Source organism: Nocardia sp. BMG51109 (genome assembly GCF_000526215.1).
In the GTDB taxonomy this organism is placed as follows: Bacteria; Actinomycetota; Actinomycetes; order Mycobacteriales; family Mycobacteriaceae; genus Nocardia.
In genome coordinates, this window is record NZ_JAFQ01000004.1 from 1,250,987 (window position 1) to 1,266,807 (window position 15,821).

Here is a 15,821-nt window from a genome sequence, read left to right on the forward strand (position 1 = left end):
CCGGACGATGCCATGGCCTGCCGAGCAGGCTAGAGTACCCCATCGCCGGGAACGTGACATGAAAGACATATTGGACGAACTGGCCGCCGGGCAATGGGCAATGGGCAATGGGCAATGGGCAATGGGCAATGGGCAATGGGCAATGGGCAATGGCAGCGTGCCCGTCGGCGACGCGTACACCATCGAGGTGCGGCGTCAATACGAAGCGCAGATCGAGGACGTCTGGGACGCCCTTACCAGCCCCGAGCGGCTGCATCGCTGGTTGAAACCGGTCACCGGGGATCTGCGGCTTGGCGGGAAGTTCGAGTTGGACGGTGGTGAGCACGGCGAGATCCTCGGGTGCGAGCCGCCGCGTCTGCTAAAGGTGTCCTGGCTCTACGGGCCGGACGCCGACGCTTGGCCCGGCACGAGCGAGGTGGAAGTGCGCCTGGTCCCGGGCCCGACCGGCGACACCGAATTCGAGCTGATCCACGCGGCGATCGTCGAGGAGCCCCTCTTCCCGGCATACGGCCCTGGTGCCGGCGGCGTTGGCTGGGACCTGGCTCTCCTCGCCCTGGCCCGGCTGTTGGCCGGTGGCGAGACCGCCGACCACGAGGGGGTCCATAAGTCGCCCGAAGGGCGCGATTTCGTCCGGCGCAGCGCCGCGGCCTGGGGCGAGGCTCATCTGGCCGCCGGTGGCGAACCGGAGCACGTCGCGGCCGCAGTCGAGGCCACTACCAAGTTCTACACACCCGACCCGACCTGACATCCCCGCTGCGGTGGGCTGACCGGCCTCCCTGGCGCTTGCACCCCCGATGAGAGTGTCAATCGCGAGACGGATGACGGATGTCAGACCTCTCCATCGAGGAGCAGGACGAGCAGCACAACAGCATGTTGTCCCACACCTAGAAAGAATGCGCGATGAAGTACACCAACTCGATCGAGATCACCCTGCCGCGGGAGCGGGTGGCCCAGCTGCTCGCCGACCCGGCACACCTACCGAAGTGGCTGCGGGGCCTGGTGCTGCACGAGCCGCTGAGTGGGATACACGGGCAGCTCGGTACCAAGTCGCGGGTCGTGATGCAGTCGGGGCAGCGGAAGATCGAATGCACCGAAACGATCACACGCCGGGAGCCGGCAGACCTGCACGGGATCCCCACAGGGATCGTCGTTCACTTCGACCGCGAGATCGCCGGCGCGGGCATGTGGAGCGCCGTGCGCGAACGGCTGACCGAAGCCAATCCGGAGACGACGCTCTGGGAGAGCGAGAGCGAATACCGGTTCAGCGGCCTGTTGATGCGGCTGGTGGGGCTTCTAATGCCCAGCGCCTTCCACAAGCAGTCGCAACAGCACATGCAGGATTTCAAGGCGTTCGCCGAACAGGGGAAGGATGTCCGCGAAGGGAAGAACTGATCGGCCGCAATCAGCAACGAGAATCTCCGACGGCAATCGGCCGCTGCTCGGCGCGCCCGGTCACGGGATCTTGGGGCGTGATCATCATCGGGCACTTGCGTTCCCACGTTCGGGTTCCTGGTGAGCGATCCTATCCGGGCGGGACGCGCCTGGAATGCCTGATTGTTCATCCGCCGAGGCGGTTCCACCGCGCCCGCGCGATCCCCACCCATCCCCGAACAATCACCGTCCGCGATCACGCGGCAGCGCAATAGGCATAGGACACCGCGACACTCAAATCCGGTACGCACCAACCATGACCAGGCGTTTTACGGTTGCCCATGTTTTGTGTGTCCTGCCGGGGGCACGGACCTGCGACAGCGTTTCCGCAGTCCAGGCCGATTCTTGGCGTTGCAGGTACGATTCCTCAGGGGCACTGTTCGTCATTCATTCGCGATTTCGCGCACTGAAACGCGCCGGTCGATCCACGGCTCTGACGCGAACCTCTAGTAGCACGAGACCCGAAACCGAGTCGGCAGCGCGGGAGTTTCAGCACCGGTCGACGTCGCACTGATCCGCTTGCCACTTCAACAGTGCAGCAAGCGCCTTCGCCTGGGCAGCGGCGATGCGTTCGCCTTCCACACCACCGACATACTGAACCTCGAAAGACACCGTCAACCCAGAACACAGCGCGTCAACAGCCCGCTCGCCAGGTAATCCGATCTGGCCACTACCCCGTCCGGCAACCGCATCGCTGCCTTCTCCACCCGCGGCGCCCACCGCACCCTGACTCACCGACACGTCCGGCCGGATATCACCGAGTCAGCGGGATCGACCTCCTTATCGCCAGCCACGCGAGAGATTCTCGACCAGATCACACTCCAGTTCCGACAGGCGCGCGGATGTATGCCGATCCAACCGTAGTGAAGAGAGCTATCCTGGGACCACCGTCACCCACTCGTGCAGCAACCACTAAGGAATGTAAGAGTCTGGTGTGCTGACACCTCCGACCCGCTGACCGCGAGCAGCGCGGACGTGACCGTACTGCCGATCCGCCGCAGCTGACATCGGAACCGCACACAAGCGGCCGGAATGCCAGGCCCAACAAAGGCCCGCGTAGGTCGTCGGTACTTCACCTTGACATCCTGCAGACCCCGAGGTGAACTGTGGCATGATCGAATAGCAGGCCACCATAGGGAGGGGAATTGCTCTCGGAGACATACGAACCCGAGATTCCGGCAGGAGGTCCACGGCATGGGCTACCTGCTTGCTCGTAGCCTGCCCTTTCTCGTCACCTCGGATCGGTCGGATCGAGACTCCTACACCACAGCTTTTCCGGACGACCTCAATCGCCCACCTGCGGCATTTCCTCACCTAGCCTTTCTGTTCAGCAAGGTGTCCAGGCGGACGCATCCGCTGATGCTTACCCACGTCGGTGTGGTGTCCAAGCGCGGACATCGGGTGACGGATCGTGAGCAGAGCCTGATGATCACGAATGTATGTGAGCTGCCAAAGCCGATTTCAACGTCGACTCTGCAAGGTGCACTGCGCAAGCTGCACAGCGACGCGGTCGCGGCAGCGATCAACGAGCGAGACGGCGTCCTAACGCAGGCAGCTGATGAGGCCATCGTGGATGCAATTGTGAGGTTACTGCCAGGGTTCGAAAGCACCCTCCTCCGTCTGCGGAGGCTACGGCAGGAACCGGTCAGATCCGTTGGCGCCGATCGCTGGGAACTCGGTCTCGATGCGATCCGTACTGCACTCCGGCTGGGAGACTTCGACACCAGGCAGCTGCGGACCTGGGAGGTACCAGACGATCCGACGGCCTCGGTGCTGGCCGGCATCAAGAAAACGTCCGAAAAGGATCTCATCGCACACGATCTCGAGGTGCTGCCCGGCTGGACACCTCGACGTCGACGGGACACGCACGTGCAGATATTCAGCGATGGGAAACGCCACATGCACGTCGTGAATGTAGATATCGAAGAGCCTGAGCGAGTCTTGGGCGCCGACCTCATCTACTACCACGTGGAGGCGAAAAGCGGCGTTCTCGTGCAGTACAAGAAGCTGGAGGACCACAAGGAGGTACGGGTCAACCCTCATCTGGAGAGTCAGCTCGATCGAATGGAGCAGCTGTCCGAATTCAGTGGCGAACCACAGTCCCATGCCGAGTGGCGGCTCGGCAAGGACTTCTGCTATCTGAAGCTGTGCCGCACGAAGACGGCGTCGGGCGAGATCGACCCAAACAATGCGGAACTCCTTCCGGGATTGTATCTGCCGCTGTCCTACGTGCGTCTGGCACATACAAGGAGCACCTCTCAGCACCAAGGACAAACCCCTCTGACCCACCTCGAAGAAACCGAAGCGCACGGTGCATCAACCTATTGCCTAGGCCCATCTTCTTATTCGACGTTCCAATCCGTTTCGCGTATAGCATCCGCCCAGTCTGTTGATATAATTGATCCGTCTGGGCGGATCTGCGCGCCGCTGTCGGTTGCCGAACTGATGATCGCGAAGACCCGTTCACCGAATCCGGCCAAATCATCCGTAGGTATGCTCCTCATCAAATCGGCTATTCCTTGCAGTAGACTAACTCGAAGTCCGAAGACACCGAAATCTACCGCTTCCATCTGGATACCCGAGTCTGCGACGTACGGTTGACCAAGGTTCAGAGCTTCGACGAAGGGGAGGTAATAGGCATATAGATACCGGTCTATCGTCAAGTCATCAAGCCGTATCGCGTCTTCAGCGGATTCGTCAGGATCGAACGCGTCCACAACCAAGTTCTCCCCAGCACCCGGAAAGTGAGCGACACACCCCAGCGCGAGGCTCGGTGGCGCTGACTCGATCGACAGCACAGAGCGCTTCTGATCTACGAGCTTATCGCGAAGCGCTCTCTCTATACCCCGAGATCGACCTTTCGCTTCAGCAACCATCCAACCCGCCGGGGATCGCCCGATATAGTCCGCCCGCTTACGGCCAGCCCGGAACCTCACGCCATATGTCGACCAGTAGCGATCGATGTGAAGAAGGTGGTCGACACGCAGAACCTGACGACAAAAAATACCCGTCATAGCCGTCCCGAGCGCATAGGACAGGCCAACCAGCTCCGATCTGTCCAATTCACGCGCAAGCCGTGAGCGAGTAAGTGCGCCGTAGGGGCGACGACGAATATACGCCGGAATGACAGCTGATCGGTGCAGGAATTCCCACAGTGATGCCCTGCCATGGTTGAGACGGTCACCAGGAGCACGCCCGGTGGTGAACATGGCGTGCGCAAGTTCGTCGGCACTGAAAACCAGTGAGCCGTGAGGCACAACGGCAGCCGGGAATGAGAACGCGTTATAGTTCACCTTGAAGGTCGGCGTCACTGGAACTGGCATCACAGTCGTTACTCCCCCTTGTTGCTGGCTTTCCCTGCGGCTGTCTCACAATATGGCAATCGTGAGCACTCTGTCCTTTGATCACGTCATGTCGACGTATCGGACCGGGACGACTGAGTACCTCAATCGGCTACCCAGCAGCCCCCGTCGTTGCTAACCTCAATATTTCGCGCCGGTGACGTGCTGGCCTGATCGGGTTTGGTGGCCCGTCTGTAGCCGGTGTGGCCGCAGAACGGTGTGAAGGGTCGGCCCGGGCCGCGGGCTGGCTGCCGGGTTCCCCGGGCCCGGGGTGGTCTTTCGTTGGTTGTTGGGGCGGGTTCGGTCTGGTCAGGTGGCCTGTAGCCGGTCGATCGCGGTGAGCGCGAGGGTGGTGGCCGATGCTGTGCGCGATAGTCGTAGGTGGACCCGGCGGGCGTGGCGGGCGATCCGGGCGGGGATCGAGAACAGGTGCAGGCGCAGGGTTTTCGGTTCCCAGCGGCGGGCGGGCGCCTCGTGCAGGGCGATCGTCTGCAGCCAGGCGATCAGGTCGAGCGCGAGGGTGGCGATGGCCGGCCAGATCCGGTTGGCGTCGAAGCTGCGGAACGGGAGGTTGCGTAGACCGGTGTCTTTGGCGGTGCGGATGCGGTCTTCGCAGCGGGCGCGGTGGCGGTGGCGTAGTTCCAGGTCAGCGAGCTGGCCTTTGCGGGTGTTGGTGGCGAACGCGGTCAACCGGTTGCCGTCGTGGTCGGTGAACCGCAGCTGGGCGCCGGGGTGGGGGCGTTCCCGGCGGATGATCACCCGTAGGCCCGGCGGCCGGCCGGTCAGGTCGATCAGGCCGGTGATCTCGGCGACCGCGGCGCCGTCGCGGGGTTCGCCGTCGCCGTTGCAGGCCGGGGTCCATACTGTGTCCGGTAGGAGATCCAGTGCGGCGACGATGGTTTCGTTGAGTCCGAACCCGACCGAGTATTGGACCCGGCGGGGGTGGCAGTAGCCGAGGAACTCGTGCGTGCCGCCGCCGGCATCAGCACGGACCAGTATCTTCTTTCCGACCCGGTAGCCCGGCTGACACGGCAGTTGCTCGATCGCGTCGTGCAGGACGCGTCTGTGGTCGGCGGCGGTGTTGGCGCCGGCGTTGCCCGCCCGCAGCAGCGCTGCGGCGGGTTCGCCGGTTCCGTCGCTGCCGTGGTCGATGAACGCCAGCAGCGGATGGAACCCGAATCCTTGTTTGAATGTCGGTGCTGCTCTTTCTTTTTCGCTGTGAGAGTCGATCAGGGTGGCGTCCAGGTCGATGATCAGCGGATGCTCGGCATCGATACCATGGTCGGGAGCCCGGTCACCGGCGGCACTCCACGCGGCCGTCCGCGCTGCCGCGCGGGCAGACGCCAACGCGGACAACGCTTTCGGTACATCGGCGGCGAGGGTGGTGATCAGCCGTGAGATCGTGGGATCCGACGCGACCGGGCCGAACACCCCCGGTTGGTCCCGCAGCACCATCACATCCGACACGCAGTCCGCGCCCGCGGCCACAGCGATCGTCAGATCCAGCACGGTCTTGCCCGGATCATGTGTCGCAAGCGGTTTCCGCCACGGCGCCAGCACCTCGGACAGGTCCTTCACCAGCCCGATCCTCTCCGCCGCGCGCACCAGCAGCACCGTCCCCGCCTGCGACACCAGCCCCGCACCGTCCCCGTCGGCGGCCAGCCGCGGATACCACGTAGAATCTTTCACCAGAAAGGTGCCTTCCGAACGCGATCATTCAACCTTCAGCAAGTCGAATTATCGCAGGTCGCAGGCACCTTTCGCCATTCCGGACCCACATCAGCCCAGCCAGCATGAATGCGCGAGGCTAACAACAGCCCATCCAGCGCCGACACTACCGACATGGCATCGTCCTACCGTGGCGTGAAGAACCGCATCGCCTTCGACCGCGGTGAGCTTCTGAGCAAGCTCGTCACCCCGTCCAATGTCATGGATCGCCTGGCCGAGCGCTACGCCGACCCCCACGGCGAACTCAACAGGTGGGTGGACGAGCTGCGGGTGACCACCGGCGAGAGCATCCCGTACTTCGACCCTCGAGCCGGGTCCGACGGTGCCAAAGTGCTGATGCTGCTGCAGGATCCGTCCGACGCCGCCGATGGCGAGTCCGGCCTCATCAGCCTGCACAACAACGACCAGACCGCCCACCACGTGCACCAACTGTGTGAAGAGACAGGTCTGCGCTACGCCGATTATATCCCCTGAAACGTCATCCCATGGTGGGTCGCCAATCCCACGAAGGGGAACCGGTCTCACGCCGCCGAAGCTCAACGCGCCCGGCCCTACCTCAAGGAAGTGGTCGACCTCCTGCCCGGTGACCTCGCGGCGGTCATCGTCATGGGAAAGTCGCAGACCTGGCCCGCCTGGGAAGCTGCAGTGGGACAGAACCATCCCAAATTCCGCGATACCGAGGTGCTGTTCACGGCCAACCCCGGCCCGCAGGCGGTCCACCAGATCGACAAGGACCGGCCATCGCAATCGCGACCACATTGCGGCCGCCTTCTCCCACGTTGCGAGGGTGATCCGATGAACCGCAACGTGCCGCCCGGCGCCAACGGCGAACCACCGCAGCCCAGCACCAGTCTCGATCTCGAGGAGGAAGCGGCAGCCGCTGACGAACGACCCGACTACCTGGAGAAGTCGGTCGACTCCGCACGCATGGGCAAAGCAGCCGAGTACCTGGTCGCCGCCATCTGCATCCTGGCCACCCGCGGCCAGCTGAACGTCTCCACCTCGATCGTCGACGATGAAGGCGTCGACCTCGTGTTCCACTTGCGCGATCACACCACCACGCTGGCCGTCCAGGTCAAGGCACAAATGTCAGATGGCTCCGTCGCCACCCGCGGCCGGCTCCAGGCGCAGATCCGCCAGGCCACCTTTCGACCCAGAGACGACCTGGATCTGCTCTTCATTCTCGTCGACATCGAGCACGGCACCCTCAGCGCGGCCTGGCTGGTGCCCAGCCAAGACTTCGACCAGTTCAAGGGCACCCCAACGACGCGGGGCACCCTGCGCTTCTCCGCATCGGCGAACCCTGAGAGCCAGGACAAGTGGTCACGCTACCGATTGAGCGCGGCGGAGCTACCGGGGAGGATTGCGGAGCAGGTGCAGGGGTTGGAGTCAAGGTAACGTAGTAACTCACAAGTCTCAGCAGCCATCGCTTATGTGATTTAAGATTAATAGAACATCCTAATTCTAGTGTAAATTTAGTGGTAAACAAATTCATCGCTGCGGCCCGTTCCCGTCAATATATTGCCTGCAACGGGCCGCAGCGAATTGTGCGGCTTCCATGTTGCCAGGAGAAGCGCCGTGCACAAATATTCCCAGAAAAGTGCGCAGAGCTGAGTTCGCGTTCGGCTTCTATTATATCGCACATTACGGCCTGGCAACCAATAACAAACGCCCTGCATGAAGTACGGCTACCGGCCCGATCCGATGATGGATCGGACAGCGAACGACATCGACACACTCATGCCGACGAAGGTCGTCACCGGCGCCGTTTCAAGGCGAGGTTTCTGATCCATAAGAACCTCCTTTATTTCAACCTGCCCGACAGACCAATCGGTCTTGATTTCATCTTCGTCGGACCATAAAATTCATGGTTATTGTAGAAGATCGTTAGTCTAACGACGTACAACGAGTAGTGGTAGATGCCCTAGCGTCCAGCAAGTATTCCTCCGCTAGCGCACCATTCCTTTTGATACTGATTAGTAAGATGCGACACTACTCTGCTCATGTCAGACTCAGGATCGTCCCACATCCCCAAAGCGTGCTCGGAGCGTTCCAAGAGAGGCAGAGGCGACCAATGAAAAACCCTAGGAACACAGGTACTTCAGCTACCAACCCGACGAACGACAGCAAGGCTGTTCGCGTGTTTGAGGGAATTGGTGCCCGCTTGACGTTATTGGGTGTGTGAATGCTAACCATTCTAGGGTTCGCCATCGCCAGCCAAGCCGTGGTCGCAACAATTTAGCGGGACAGACGCCCTGGCTGGTGACGGGCGGGTATCTTATGCTGACGTCCGGAGCTGCTATTGCAATAGTATTACGACTTCCGCAGATATTGGACGGGGTCGCGAAGATCGTAGCGACGCATAACGAGTCACTGGTCGTACTGTGGCCCGATAGCCGTCGAGTGGGTGTCGAACGGACAAAGATGGCGTCCAGGCGAAGGCGAACTCAAGACGGCGGCGCAAAGATGGCATGCAACCGACACCGCCGTACGCCGGCACCTTCAACGGTCCACTCACGGAAATCACGGACCGCCAACGTAACCGAAATGCGCAGGTCAAACGGTTGCCCGGATGCGAGGCCCCTAGATGACACGAAACATGGGCAACCGAGCCGCGGATCCGCCCGAAATCGGGATCGGCCGACATCGGAGCCATCCGCCTGCCATTTCAACAACGCGGCAAGCGCCTTCGCCTGCGCGGCGGCGATGCGCTCTTCGTCCGCGCCGTCACTCCGCAACTCGCGCCCAGGCCTCCCGAACCGTGGCCAGCGCGGTCTCGGCCGTAATCGCCAGTCGGGTCTGCCCGGCCAATTGTGCGTTCCAGTCGTCCTCGGGCGGTGCGTGATCGAACAATTGTGGGGCGGGGAGCCGGTTGGTCGGGCCGTATCTCCGGTACCACGCTCCCGCGGCGGCGTCGATCGCGCCGATGTCGTTCAGCGCCCACAGATCCCAGAGGTCGCGTGGTGCGTGCCGGTCGTGCCATGTGGCCGTCTTCCCCGCGACGAAGGCCGGCAACGTGGGCACGAACAGTTCGGCCGGTGGCGCGTCGCTGTATCGCTGCTCGAGTCCGCGGAGTTCGGCAGGCCACACCGTTCGGCCGCGGGCCGACAGCAACTGGATCTTCACGGACATACCGGAGGCGGTGCGAAGGGTGGCGCCTCCGGTATCCGGGACATTGCTCAGCGACGGTGCCCATTCCAGCCGACCGTGGCTCCGCGCGACCGATCGCGGCAGAGCGGTGTCGAGTTCGGCCGCCAGTGCCGTGCGATTGTCCAGAGCGACCAGGTCGATGTCTTCGCTGAGCCTGCCGTTCACCAGATGTGTACGCGCAAGGGCGGTTCCGCCGATGAAGTGCAGGCGGTCGCCGAACCTTTTGCTGATTGCCGCCAACAGATGAGATATCAGATGGTCGCGCTCCACCTGCTCCGGCGAAACTCCGAATCGAGTTGCTACGCTGTCACGTTCATCGATGTTCATGCCCCGCCCAACTTTCCACACGCCGAAGCGCCACTCCCAGACGCTGTTCCGCGGCTAGTTGCATGAGCCGCGCCGAATCGCTGCGGCGGTAGAGGGTCTCGATCGCCGGGCGAACCTCTGCCTCGGCATTGCCCAGCTCCGGACGCCGGGCAAGATCGAGCACAGTCTGCTCCGGCGTCGTGACCAGCGCAGGACCCAGCGGCGTTTCGACCCGCTCCGCGTCGAGTGCCTCGGTATCTCGGCGAACGAACCGAACTTGTGCCGAACGGTCGGTCAGTGCGACCGGCCGATGCTGACTCGGAACCGCGACAACCGCGGTCGCCAATGCGCGAGGTACGGCTCCCAGCAGACGGGCCGCGCTGATACCCATGACAACGACCTGACCCGCCCCGTAGATCGATGATCCTATACCCGCGGCAGCCGCCTCGAGGCCGGGCAGCCAGGTCCGGCCGACGTAATCCGGCGGGACGATGATGTAGTAGCCGTGAGCAACGCGGTGCAGCACACCCCGCTCGGCAAGCCGCGCGATCTCGGACCGCGGTTGGGCATAGATGCCGGCCAAGTCCTGCGGCCGCACGGTTCGAAGCGGCGCCCGCCAGAGCTCACTCGGCAGCAAGGTGCTGCGGCGCTCGACCACCCGCACCACCTCCTCGATAGTATGCATTTCGTAGGCTATTAACCAACGGAATGCATACTACCAAACCATCGCCTGCTTCCTAGTCCACTGTCCGGACTTGGCGCCGGCTGCGGTTGCCGACGGACACAGTGCGATCGGAAGCACTCAGACCGGGTACACATCCGCGATGACCAGGCGTTTTCCAGTTGCCCATGTTTTGCGCGCCCCGCCGGGGGCACGCATCCGCGGACCGACTTCTGCTACGAGTGCATGCCCGGCCGGCGGGTGACGCCACCGCCGTGCCGTCGGTGCGGACGAGTTGATGGCTACTACTCGGCCGGTCTGTGCGACCTGTGCCATCGGCATGCACCCCAGGTCGCGTCCGGCTACCGCGATTGCCACGGCTGGGGCGTGCGGGCTCAATTCATCCGCCCCGGCCACAGCCGCCATGGTCGCGCTGACCGCATTCCACGCTCTGCGGTCCGGCGATCTGCGCACCATTCGCCTTGCCGACATCCGTTCGGGCCGACTGTATCTCAGCACTCGTGTCATACCTCTCGCCGAGCCTGTCCGAGTCCGGATCCAAGCCTGGTTGTCCGAGCGCGAACGGCGCTGGCCCCATTCGGCTAACCCGTACTTGTTCATCAGCAGGCGCACGGCCGTTTGTGTCGAACCCGTTGGGGTGGCATGGGTTACGCAACGACTCGGACTGACCGCCCAAGCTATCCGCGAAGACCGGATCCTCGATGAACTGCACGCCACGGGCGGCGACATCCGACGCATCTGCGACCTGTTCGGGCTCGGCATCGCCGGTGCAGCACGATACGGCTCCGCGCTGGAGCATCCAGACCTCGCCTATTACAAATAGTGACCGGGAGCTTGTTGGCCACTGTCACACGATGCAGGCTCCGCTCGGGTACCAACCCAGGTTGGAGGGGAAGCGCCAGTCCCGGGTCAGCCTGATCTCGGGTGCGACTTCGCCACCGCGCCGCTCCTGGCCGTGTGCGATCACCACCGCTGTGGCGGACGGTTGAGTGAGGCGCGGGCAGTAGCTGCGGACTCAGCTGCGCACAGGCGCGAGAAGTCGATGACCTGGCGGGGACAGGTCGGGGTGGGCCGCGTGTTACGGCTCGCTGCTGTCTGCCGAATTCCGCCATTGCCGCGGTGTCATTCCGTAGGCCGCGCGGAAGCGGCGGCCGAAGTGGGACGGGTCACGGAAACCCCATCGCTGCGCAATCACGGCGATGGGCCGGTGGCGGTGTTCCGGGTTGGCGAGCTCGCAGCGGGCTCGATGCAGGCGTTGGCCGATGATCCATTGTCCGAGGCCGAAATCGGCTTGCGCACACAGCTTGTAGAGGTAGCGCAGAGAGATGTTGTGCGCGCGGGCGATTCGAGGCGGGTCCAGGTCCGGGTCGGTCAGATGCCGGCGCACGTACCCGCGGATCTCGGTCAGCAGAACCTCCGCCGGAAGCGCTGCCCCGTCACCGTTTCCGGTGGTTATGGAGATGATCAGGGCACGCACCAGTTCGGTGCAGACATCGCCGAGTTCCCGTGTGGCGGGATCGGCGTGCAGCGTGTCCGCGGACCCCACCATCCAGGCAATGTGATTGGCCACCATCGGGGAGAGTGGGCTGTCTTCCGGTCGGACGATGGCACGCCGGATCGTCTCGGCCGGCAGACCGAGCACATCCAGCGGAACCTGCAGGGCGGTGGCACCGCACGAATAGAGGTCGTAGGGCAGGTTGAGATCGACCCAGAACAAGGACCCCGGTACCAGCGTGTGCTGGACCTCCGCCTGGCCGAGCCGGGCAGTGTTGACCTCCTGGATGTTGATCCCCAGCATGGGGCTCGGGGATGTTCGTATTCGCTTGGTGGTTCGCACAAGCCGAAGGCCGGATGCCCGAACCCGGGTGAGGCTGGCTCTGCCGAATTCCCATGCGTCCACACGCGCTTGCACCGTCCCGCCCGGGCCCGAGACGGTCACATGGGACGGTGCCGACGCCTGTTGCATCACGACGGACGTGAATTCGGCGCGCTCACGCGGCTCAACCATGTCGGTGTCGAGCATGAGTGCCATGGTGCTTCCTCATTCATCCAGGCGAGCGGTTGCGGCACCGGTCGAAGGGTGTCGCTCCGCTCGGGTTGTGCATTGTCGGCCCAGACGTGGGCACGCACATCCGATTGTCGATTGCTCGCGTTTCGTAGACTTCGAGCGGGCCGGAGCACCGCCACAGCAACGGAGCCGGGGCGGCCCGGCCCCCGGGAAGCAGTTCACGCACGACGGCATAGTTCATCGGATCGTCCACGGAACCCGGGCCGCCCGTCGGGTAGAGGTCCGATGCGGGCGGTGACGGTGAGCATTGTCCGTGCGGCGTCGCCGATGAGCGTGTCGAGATCGCAGACGACATCGGTGATCGCGTCCCGCGCGGCTCTGATCTGCTGCGCGGGTAGATCGGGACGGTCGACCGTCCGTCGGATGTGGTGCAGGCGTAGTCCGATGTCGAATAGGTGATGCACCAACGGATCAGAGGTTTCGGCTAACACGGCGAGATCATCGACGAGGACAGACAGGGCATCGAACACTCGCTCCGTCGCCGGTGTGTCGCTGGCAGTGGTGTCGCCCATGACCTCCTCCTAGAGTTCAGGGCGGTTTTTTGGGGGAGGGAGCCGCCATATGGAGTTGAAATGTGCGGCCAAGTGTAGGTGCGGCTTTCCCACGGCCATAGCATCGACTAGGACCCCTTGACGAGGTCCTCCATACCGCGAGACTCCGCGGACACCGGGCTGCAACAGCCAACGGCGCCGCTCCGACCTCGACAGAGAGCGGCGCCCACAATCGATCCGCCAACCTTGACAGAGGGCCTCCTCGCCTCGGCCGTATGCGCGTTCCTGGACCGTGCTGGGATTCACCAACACCGTTGGCGTCCATGTCACCGACCCCGCCATCAGCGTGCCGAACAGTGCTCATCACTCGGCCGGATTGCTCTCAGGCGCAGCGGGTGCGGCGCGGTGCCGCTTCAGAACGGGAGGATCAGACCCCCACGGATCCCTACTGACAGCCTTCGCGTCGGTTCGTGCCTATTCGCTGAGGTTTCGCAGTTGCAAATAGCAACGAGGGCCCGAGATCGTCGGCCCGCAACTCCACAACCGTGCGCTTTTCGCCGTTCTGGGTCTCGTACGACCGCTGAACCAGAAGCCCCACCACCACGACCTTCGCACCGCGGGTGAGGCTTTCGGCGATGTGCTCGCCCAGCGCGTGCCATGCGCTGCAGCGCAGGAACAACGCCTCACCATCGACCCATTCGTTCGACTGGCGATCGAACCACAGGCCGCAGCGGCCGACACAGCGAGAGGAGTCGCGGTGCGGGCGCCGAGGGAGTCGGCGGCGATCGAGTCCATCTCGACGGGTACCGGACCACCGTTCTCCAGTGCGGCGTCGAAGGCCCGGCAGGTCCGCGGCTCGACCGCGACCACGCGCACGCCGTAATGCGCCGCGGCGGTGGCGATCCCGGCGTAGAGCCCGCCGCCGCCGAGTCTCGGCTGTTGAACACCGGCGCCAGCGCGAGGAACATGAACGTCACCGGGAGGAGTCGACCATGGGGACAGTCCAGGCTCGCGCATCGCGCTCAGGGACGTTCAAGAACGCATTGCAAGCCCACGACTCGACGGCCCTTGCCGCCATCCTGGCACCGGACGTGGTCTTCCACAGTCCGGTGCTCGCACGGCTGAAGTTCGTAGGCGCCGACGAAGTATTGCGGGTCTTCGGCGCCCTGTTCGACGGCATCAGAGACGACGAATACACAGCGATCTTCCGCGGAGATCACAACGCGGAGATCGTGCAGGGCCGGGCATCGGCCGAAGGCCGGTCGGTCGATGTCATGTTCCTGCTCACCTTCGGCGACAACGACCTCATACGCGACATCAGGGTGCTGGTTCGCCCGCTCGCCGGCCTCGGAGCAGTCACCAGCCTCATAGCGACGCGTCTTGCCGCAACCCGGGGGCCGGGGTGGGCCACGACGGCACGAATACTCACCAGCCCCGTCAAGGCGATCACGGGAGTAGTAGACGTCATCGCACCCAAGCTCGTCACCCGCACGAGCTGACCGCAGCCCATCCAGATCCTCCAGCGCTACACCTCCCCACCATCCGATGGTGGTGGGGAGATCAGCCGAGATCGACTGGCGCCCAATGATTGTGGGGCACTCGCTGGACTGGCACGGCCGGATGTCCGGGGCACAGCGAGCGGGCGTGGCGAAACGCGCCGTGACGCCGTAGCTGTTGTTCAGTCCTCGGCGGCTTCGAGGACCGGTCGGTGCGGGAGCGCCGACAGAATCTCCGCGACCTCGGCCAGCTGCTCGGTGAACGTGGCGGAGTCGACCGCGCCGATCCGCAGCAGGATGTGCCGGGCACCGGCGTCGACAAATCGTCCGAGCTGGGCGGGGATGTCCGGACCGGTCATCATCACCTGGATCTGCGCGACGGCCTCCAACGGCATCCGATAGGTGGCTCGGCAGTAGTCGTCAAGTGCCTTCGTGCCCCGCCGCACATCGTCGTCCGCGAATACGGTCGCGAACAGGGCCGGGGTGATCGGGCGCGGTGCGGTGCCGCGGATCGTGGCCAGTGCGGTCGCGTAGTCCGCCGGGTCGGGCGGGTAGGGCAGCCAGCCGTCGTACAGCCGCGCGGTGCGGCGCAGCGCGGCCGGGGTGATCCCGCCGAGCCAGATCGGCGGGCCTCCCGGGCGGGCGGGCCCGGGTACCTCGGGCAACCAGTCGTAGTGCAATACCTTGCCGTGGAACGATTCCGGCCTGCCGGTCCACAGCTCGCGCCACAGCGCGATCGTGTCGTCGAGCCGGGAGAAGCGGGTGCGGAAATCCACCCCGACGAGTTCGAGTTCCTGCTCACTGAACCCGGGAAAGCCGGCGCCGACGCCGAGCACGAGGCGACCTTCCGACAGCAGATCGAGCGAGCTGATCGTCACCGCAGCGTGCACCGGATGCCGGTAGGCGGGCATCAGCACCGCGGTGCCGAGCGTGACGCGTTCGGTCGCCTGTGCGACGGCGGTCAGCAGGGTGAGCGGTTCGATCCTGGCGCGGACGAGAGAGTCGCCGGCCCAGACGGAGTCGAAGCCGAGCCGCTCGGCCTCGACGGCGGTCTCGACCAGGCCCCGGGTCGAGCCGCCCGCGTCGAGTTGCGCCTGGCCCGCCGGAAGGAGAAGTCCGTATTTCATG

The 15,821-nt window shown here is 64.0% G+C and carries 14 protein-coding genes and 1 pseudogene; 7 read left to right on the top strand and 8 right to left on the bottom strand.

The window, feature by feature from the left end:
- Window positions 1-58 precede the first annotated feature (58 nt).
- Window positions 59-745: an SRPBCC domain-containing protein gene (locus D892_RS0106795; protein WP_232236015.1), complete on the top strand. Its 687-nt coding sequence runs from the start codon at window positions 59-61 to the stop codon at window positions 743-745.
- Window positions 746-900: 155 nt separating this feature from the next.
- A complete protein-coding gene (locus D892_RS0106800; RefSeq protein WP_024800525.1) occupies window positions 901-1,392 on the top strand; it encodes an SRPBCC family protein in 492 nt (163 codons plus the stop codon).
- A 528-nt stretch (window positions 1,393-1,920) separates the two neighbouring features.
- Here the strand turns inward: D892_RS0106800 and D892_RS46440 are convergent.
- Window positions 1,921-2,172, bottom strand: coding sequence for a hypothetical protein (locus D892_RS46440; RefSeq protein ID WP_156959408.1), 252 nt, complete (start codon window positions 2,170-2,172; stop codon window positions 1,921-1,923).
- A gap of 453 nt (window positions 2,173-2,625) precedes the next feature.
- Between D892_RS46440 and D892_RS46445 the strand changes: the two genes are divergently transcribed.
- Complete coding sequence (locus D892_RS46445) at window positions 2,626-4,032, top strand: hypothetical protein (RefSeq protein WP_156959409.1); 1,407 nt, start codon at window positions 2,626-2,628, stop codon at window positions 4,030-4,032.
- A 1,049-nt stretch (window positions 4,033-5,081) separates the two neighbouring features.
- On the opposite strand, the gene D892_RS40595 is transcribed toward D892_RS46445, so the two are convergent.
- On the bottom strand, window positions 5,082-6,464 hold the full coding sequence (locus D892_RS40595; RefSeq protein ID WP_036566803.1) for an IS1380 family transposase: 1,383 nt from the start codon (window positions 6,462-6,464) through the stop codon (window positions 5,082-5,084).
- Between the two features lie 150 nt (window positions 6,465-6,614).
- On the opposite strand from D892_RS40595, the gene D892_RS0106815 reads away from it, so the two are divergent.
- Complete coding sequence (locus tag D892_RS0106815; RefSeq protein ID WP_024800527.1) at window positions 6,615-6,974, top strand: hypothetical protein; 360 nt, start codon at window positions 6,615-6,617, stop codon at window positions 6,972-6,974.
- 90 nt (window positions 6,975-7,064) lie between these two features.
- Window positions 7,065-7,898 (top strand): hypothetical protein, encoded by an 834-nt coding sequence (locus D892_RS48385; protein WP_024800528.1) that lies wholly within the window; start codon window positions 7,065-7,067, stop codon window positions 7,896-7,898.
- A gap of 1,329 nt (window positions 7,899-9,227) precedes the next feature.
- Here the strand turns inward: D892_RS48385 and D892_RS0106830 are convergent.
- A complete protein-coding gene (locus D892_RS0106830) occupies window positions 9,228-9,977 on the bottom strand; it encodes a nucleotidyl transferase AbiEii/AbiGii toxin family protein (RefSeq protein ID WP_024800529.1) in 750 nt (249 codons plus the stop codon).
- Window positions 9,964-10,623: a type IV toxin-antitoxin system AbiEi family antitoxin gene (locus tag D892_RS0106835; RefSeq protein ID WP_369801735.1), complete on the bottom strand. Its 660-nt coding sequence runs from the start codon at window positions 10,621-10,623 to the stop codon at window positions 9,964-9,966. The genes D892_RS0106830 and D892_RS0106835 overlap by 14 nt, the downstream gene beginning before the upstream one ends.
- Before the next feature lie 418 nt (window positions 10,624-11,041).
- On the opposite strand from D892_RS0106835, the gene D892_RS46450 reads away from it, so the two are divergent.
- Window positions 11,042-11,461, top strand: coding sequence for a hypothetical protein (locus D892_RS46450; protein ID WP_156959410.1), 420 nt, complete (start codon window positions 11,042-11,044; stop codon window positions 11,459-11,461).
- A gap of 255 nt (window positions 11,462-11,716) precedes the next feature.
- Here D892_RS46450 and D892_RS0106845 read toward each other — a convergent pair whose 3' ends face one another.
- The 3 genes and pseudogenes from D892_RS0106845 to D892_RS40610 form a co-directional block, all read right to left on the bottom strand.
- Entirely contained in the window at window positions 11,717-12,670 is a 954-nt protein-coding gene (locus D892_RS0106845) for an AraC family transcriptional regulator (protein ID WP_024800532.1), read from the bottom strand.
- A 194-nt stretch (window positions 12,671-12,864) separates the two neighbouring features.
- The gene (locus tag D892_RS0106850; RefSeq protein ID WP_198036848.1) at window positions 12,865-13,176 is read right to left on the bottom strand and encodes a hypothetical protein; all 312 of its coding nucleotides are present in this window, start codon (window positions 13,174-13,176) and stop codon (window positions 12,865-12,867) included.
- 499 nt (window positions 13,177-13,675) lie between these two features.
- Window positions 13,676-13,915 (bottom strand): annotated as a pseudogene (locus D892_RS40610) (single-stranded DNA-binding protein); the annotation flags it as partial.
- Between the two features lie 274 nt (window positions 13,916-14,189).
- Between D892_RS40610 and D892_RS0106865 the strand changes: the two are divergent.
- Window positions 14,190-14,696, top strand: a complete 507-nt coding sequence (locus D892_RS0106865) for a nuclear transport factor 2 family protein (protein WP_084160968.1) — start codon at window positions 14,190-14,192, stop codon at window positions 14,694-14,696.
- A gap of 179 nt (window positions 14,697-14,875) precedes the next feature.
- Here the strand turns inward: D892_RS0106865 and D892_RS0106870 are convergent, their stop codons facing one another.
- Window positions 14,876-15,820, bottom strand: a complete 945-nt coding sequence (locus D892_RS0106870) for an LLM class flavin-dependent oxidoreductase (protein ID WP_024800536.1) — start codon at window positions 15,818-15,820, stop codon at window positions 14,876-14,878.
- Window position 15,821 lies beyond the last annotated feature (1 nt).

Coding starts and splice junctions, on each gene's coding strand:
- D892_RS0106800 (WP_024800525.1), top strand. CDS start 901: ATGAAGTACACCAACTCGATCGAGATCACCCTGCCGCGGGAGCGGGTG.
- D892_RS46450 (WP_156959410.1), top strand. CDS start 11,042: ATGGTCGCGCTGACCGCATTCCACGCTCTGCGGTCCGGCGATCTGCGC.
- D892_RS0106795 (WP_232236015.1), top strand. CDS start 59: ATGAAAGACATATTGGACGAACTGGCCGCCGGGCAATGGGCAATGGGC.
- D892_RS0106865 (WP_084160968.1), top strand. CDS start 14,190: ATGGGGACAGTCCAGGCTCGCGCATCGCGCTCAGGGACGTTCAAGAAC.
- D892_RS46445 (WP_156959409.1), top strand. CDS start 2,626: ATGGGCTACCTGCTTGCTCGTAGCCTGCCCTTTCTCGTCACCTCGGAT.
- D892_RS0106830 (WP_024800529.1), bottom strand. CDS start 9,977: ATGAACATCGATGAACGTGACAGCGTAGCAACTCGATTCGGAGTTTCG.
- D892_RS0106815 (WP_024800527.1), top strand. CDS start 6,615: ATGGCATCGTCCTACCGTGGCGTGAAGAACCGCATCGCCTTCGACCGC.
- D892_RS0106870 (WP_024800536.1), bottom strand. CDS start 15,820: ATGAAATACGGACTTCTCCTTCCGGCGGGCCAGGCGCAACTCGACGCG.
- D892_RS0106845 (WP_024800532.1), bottom strand. CDS start 12,670: ATGGCACTCATGCTCGACACCGACATGGTTGAGCCGCGTGAGCGCGCC.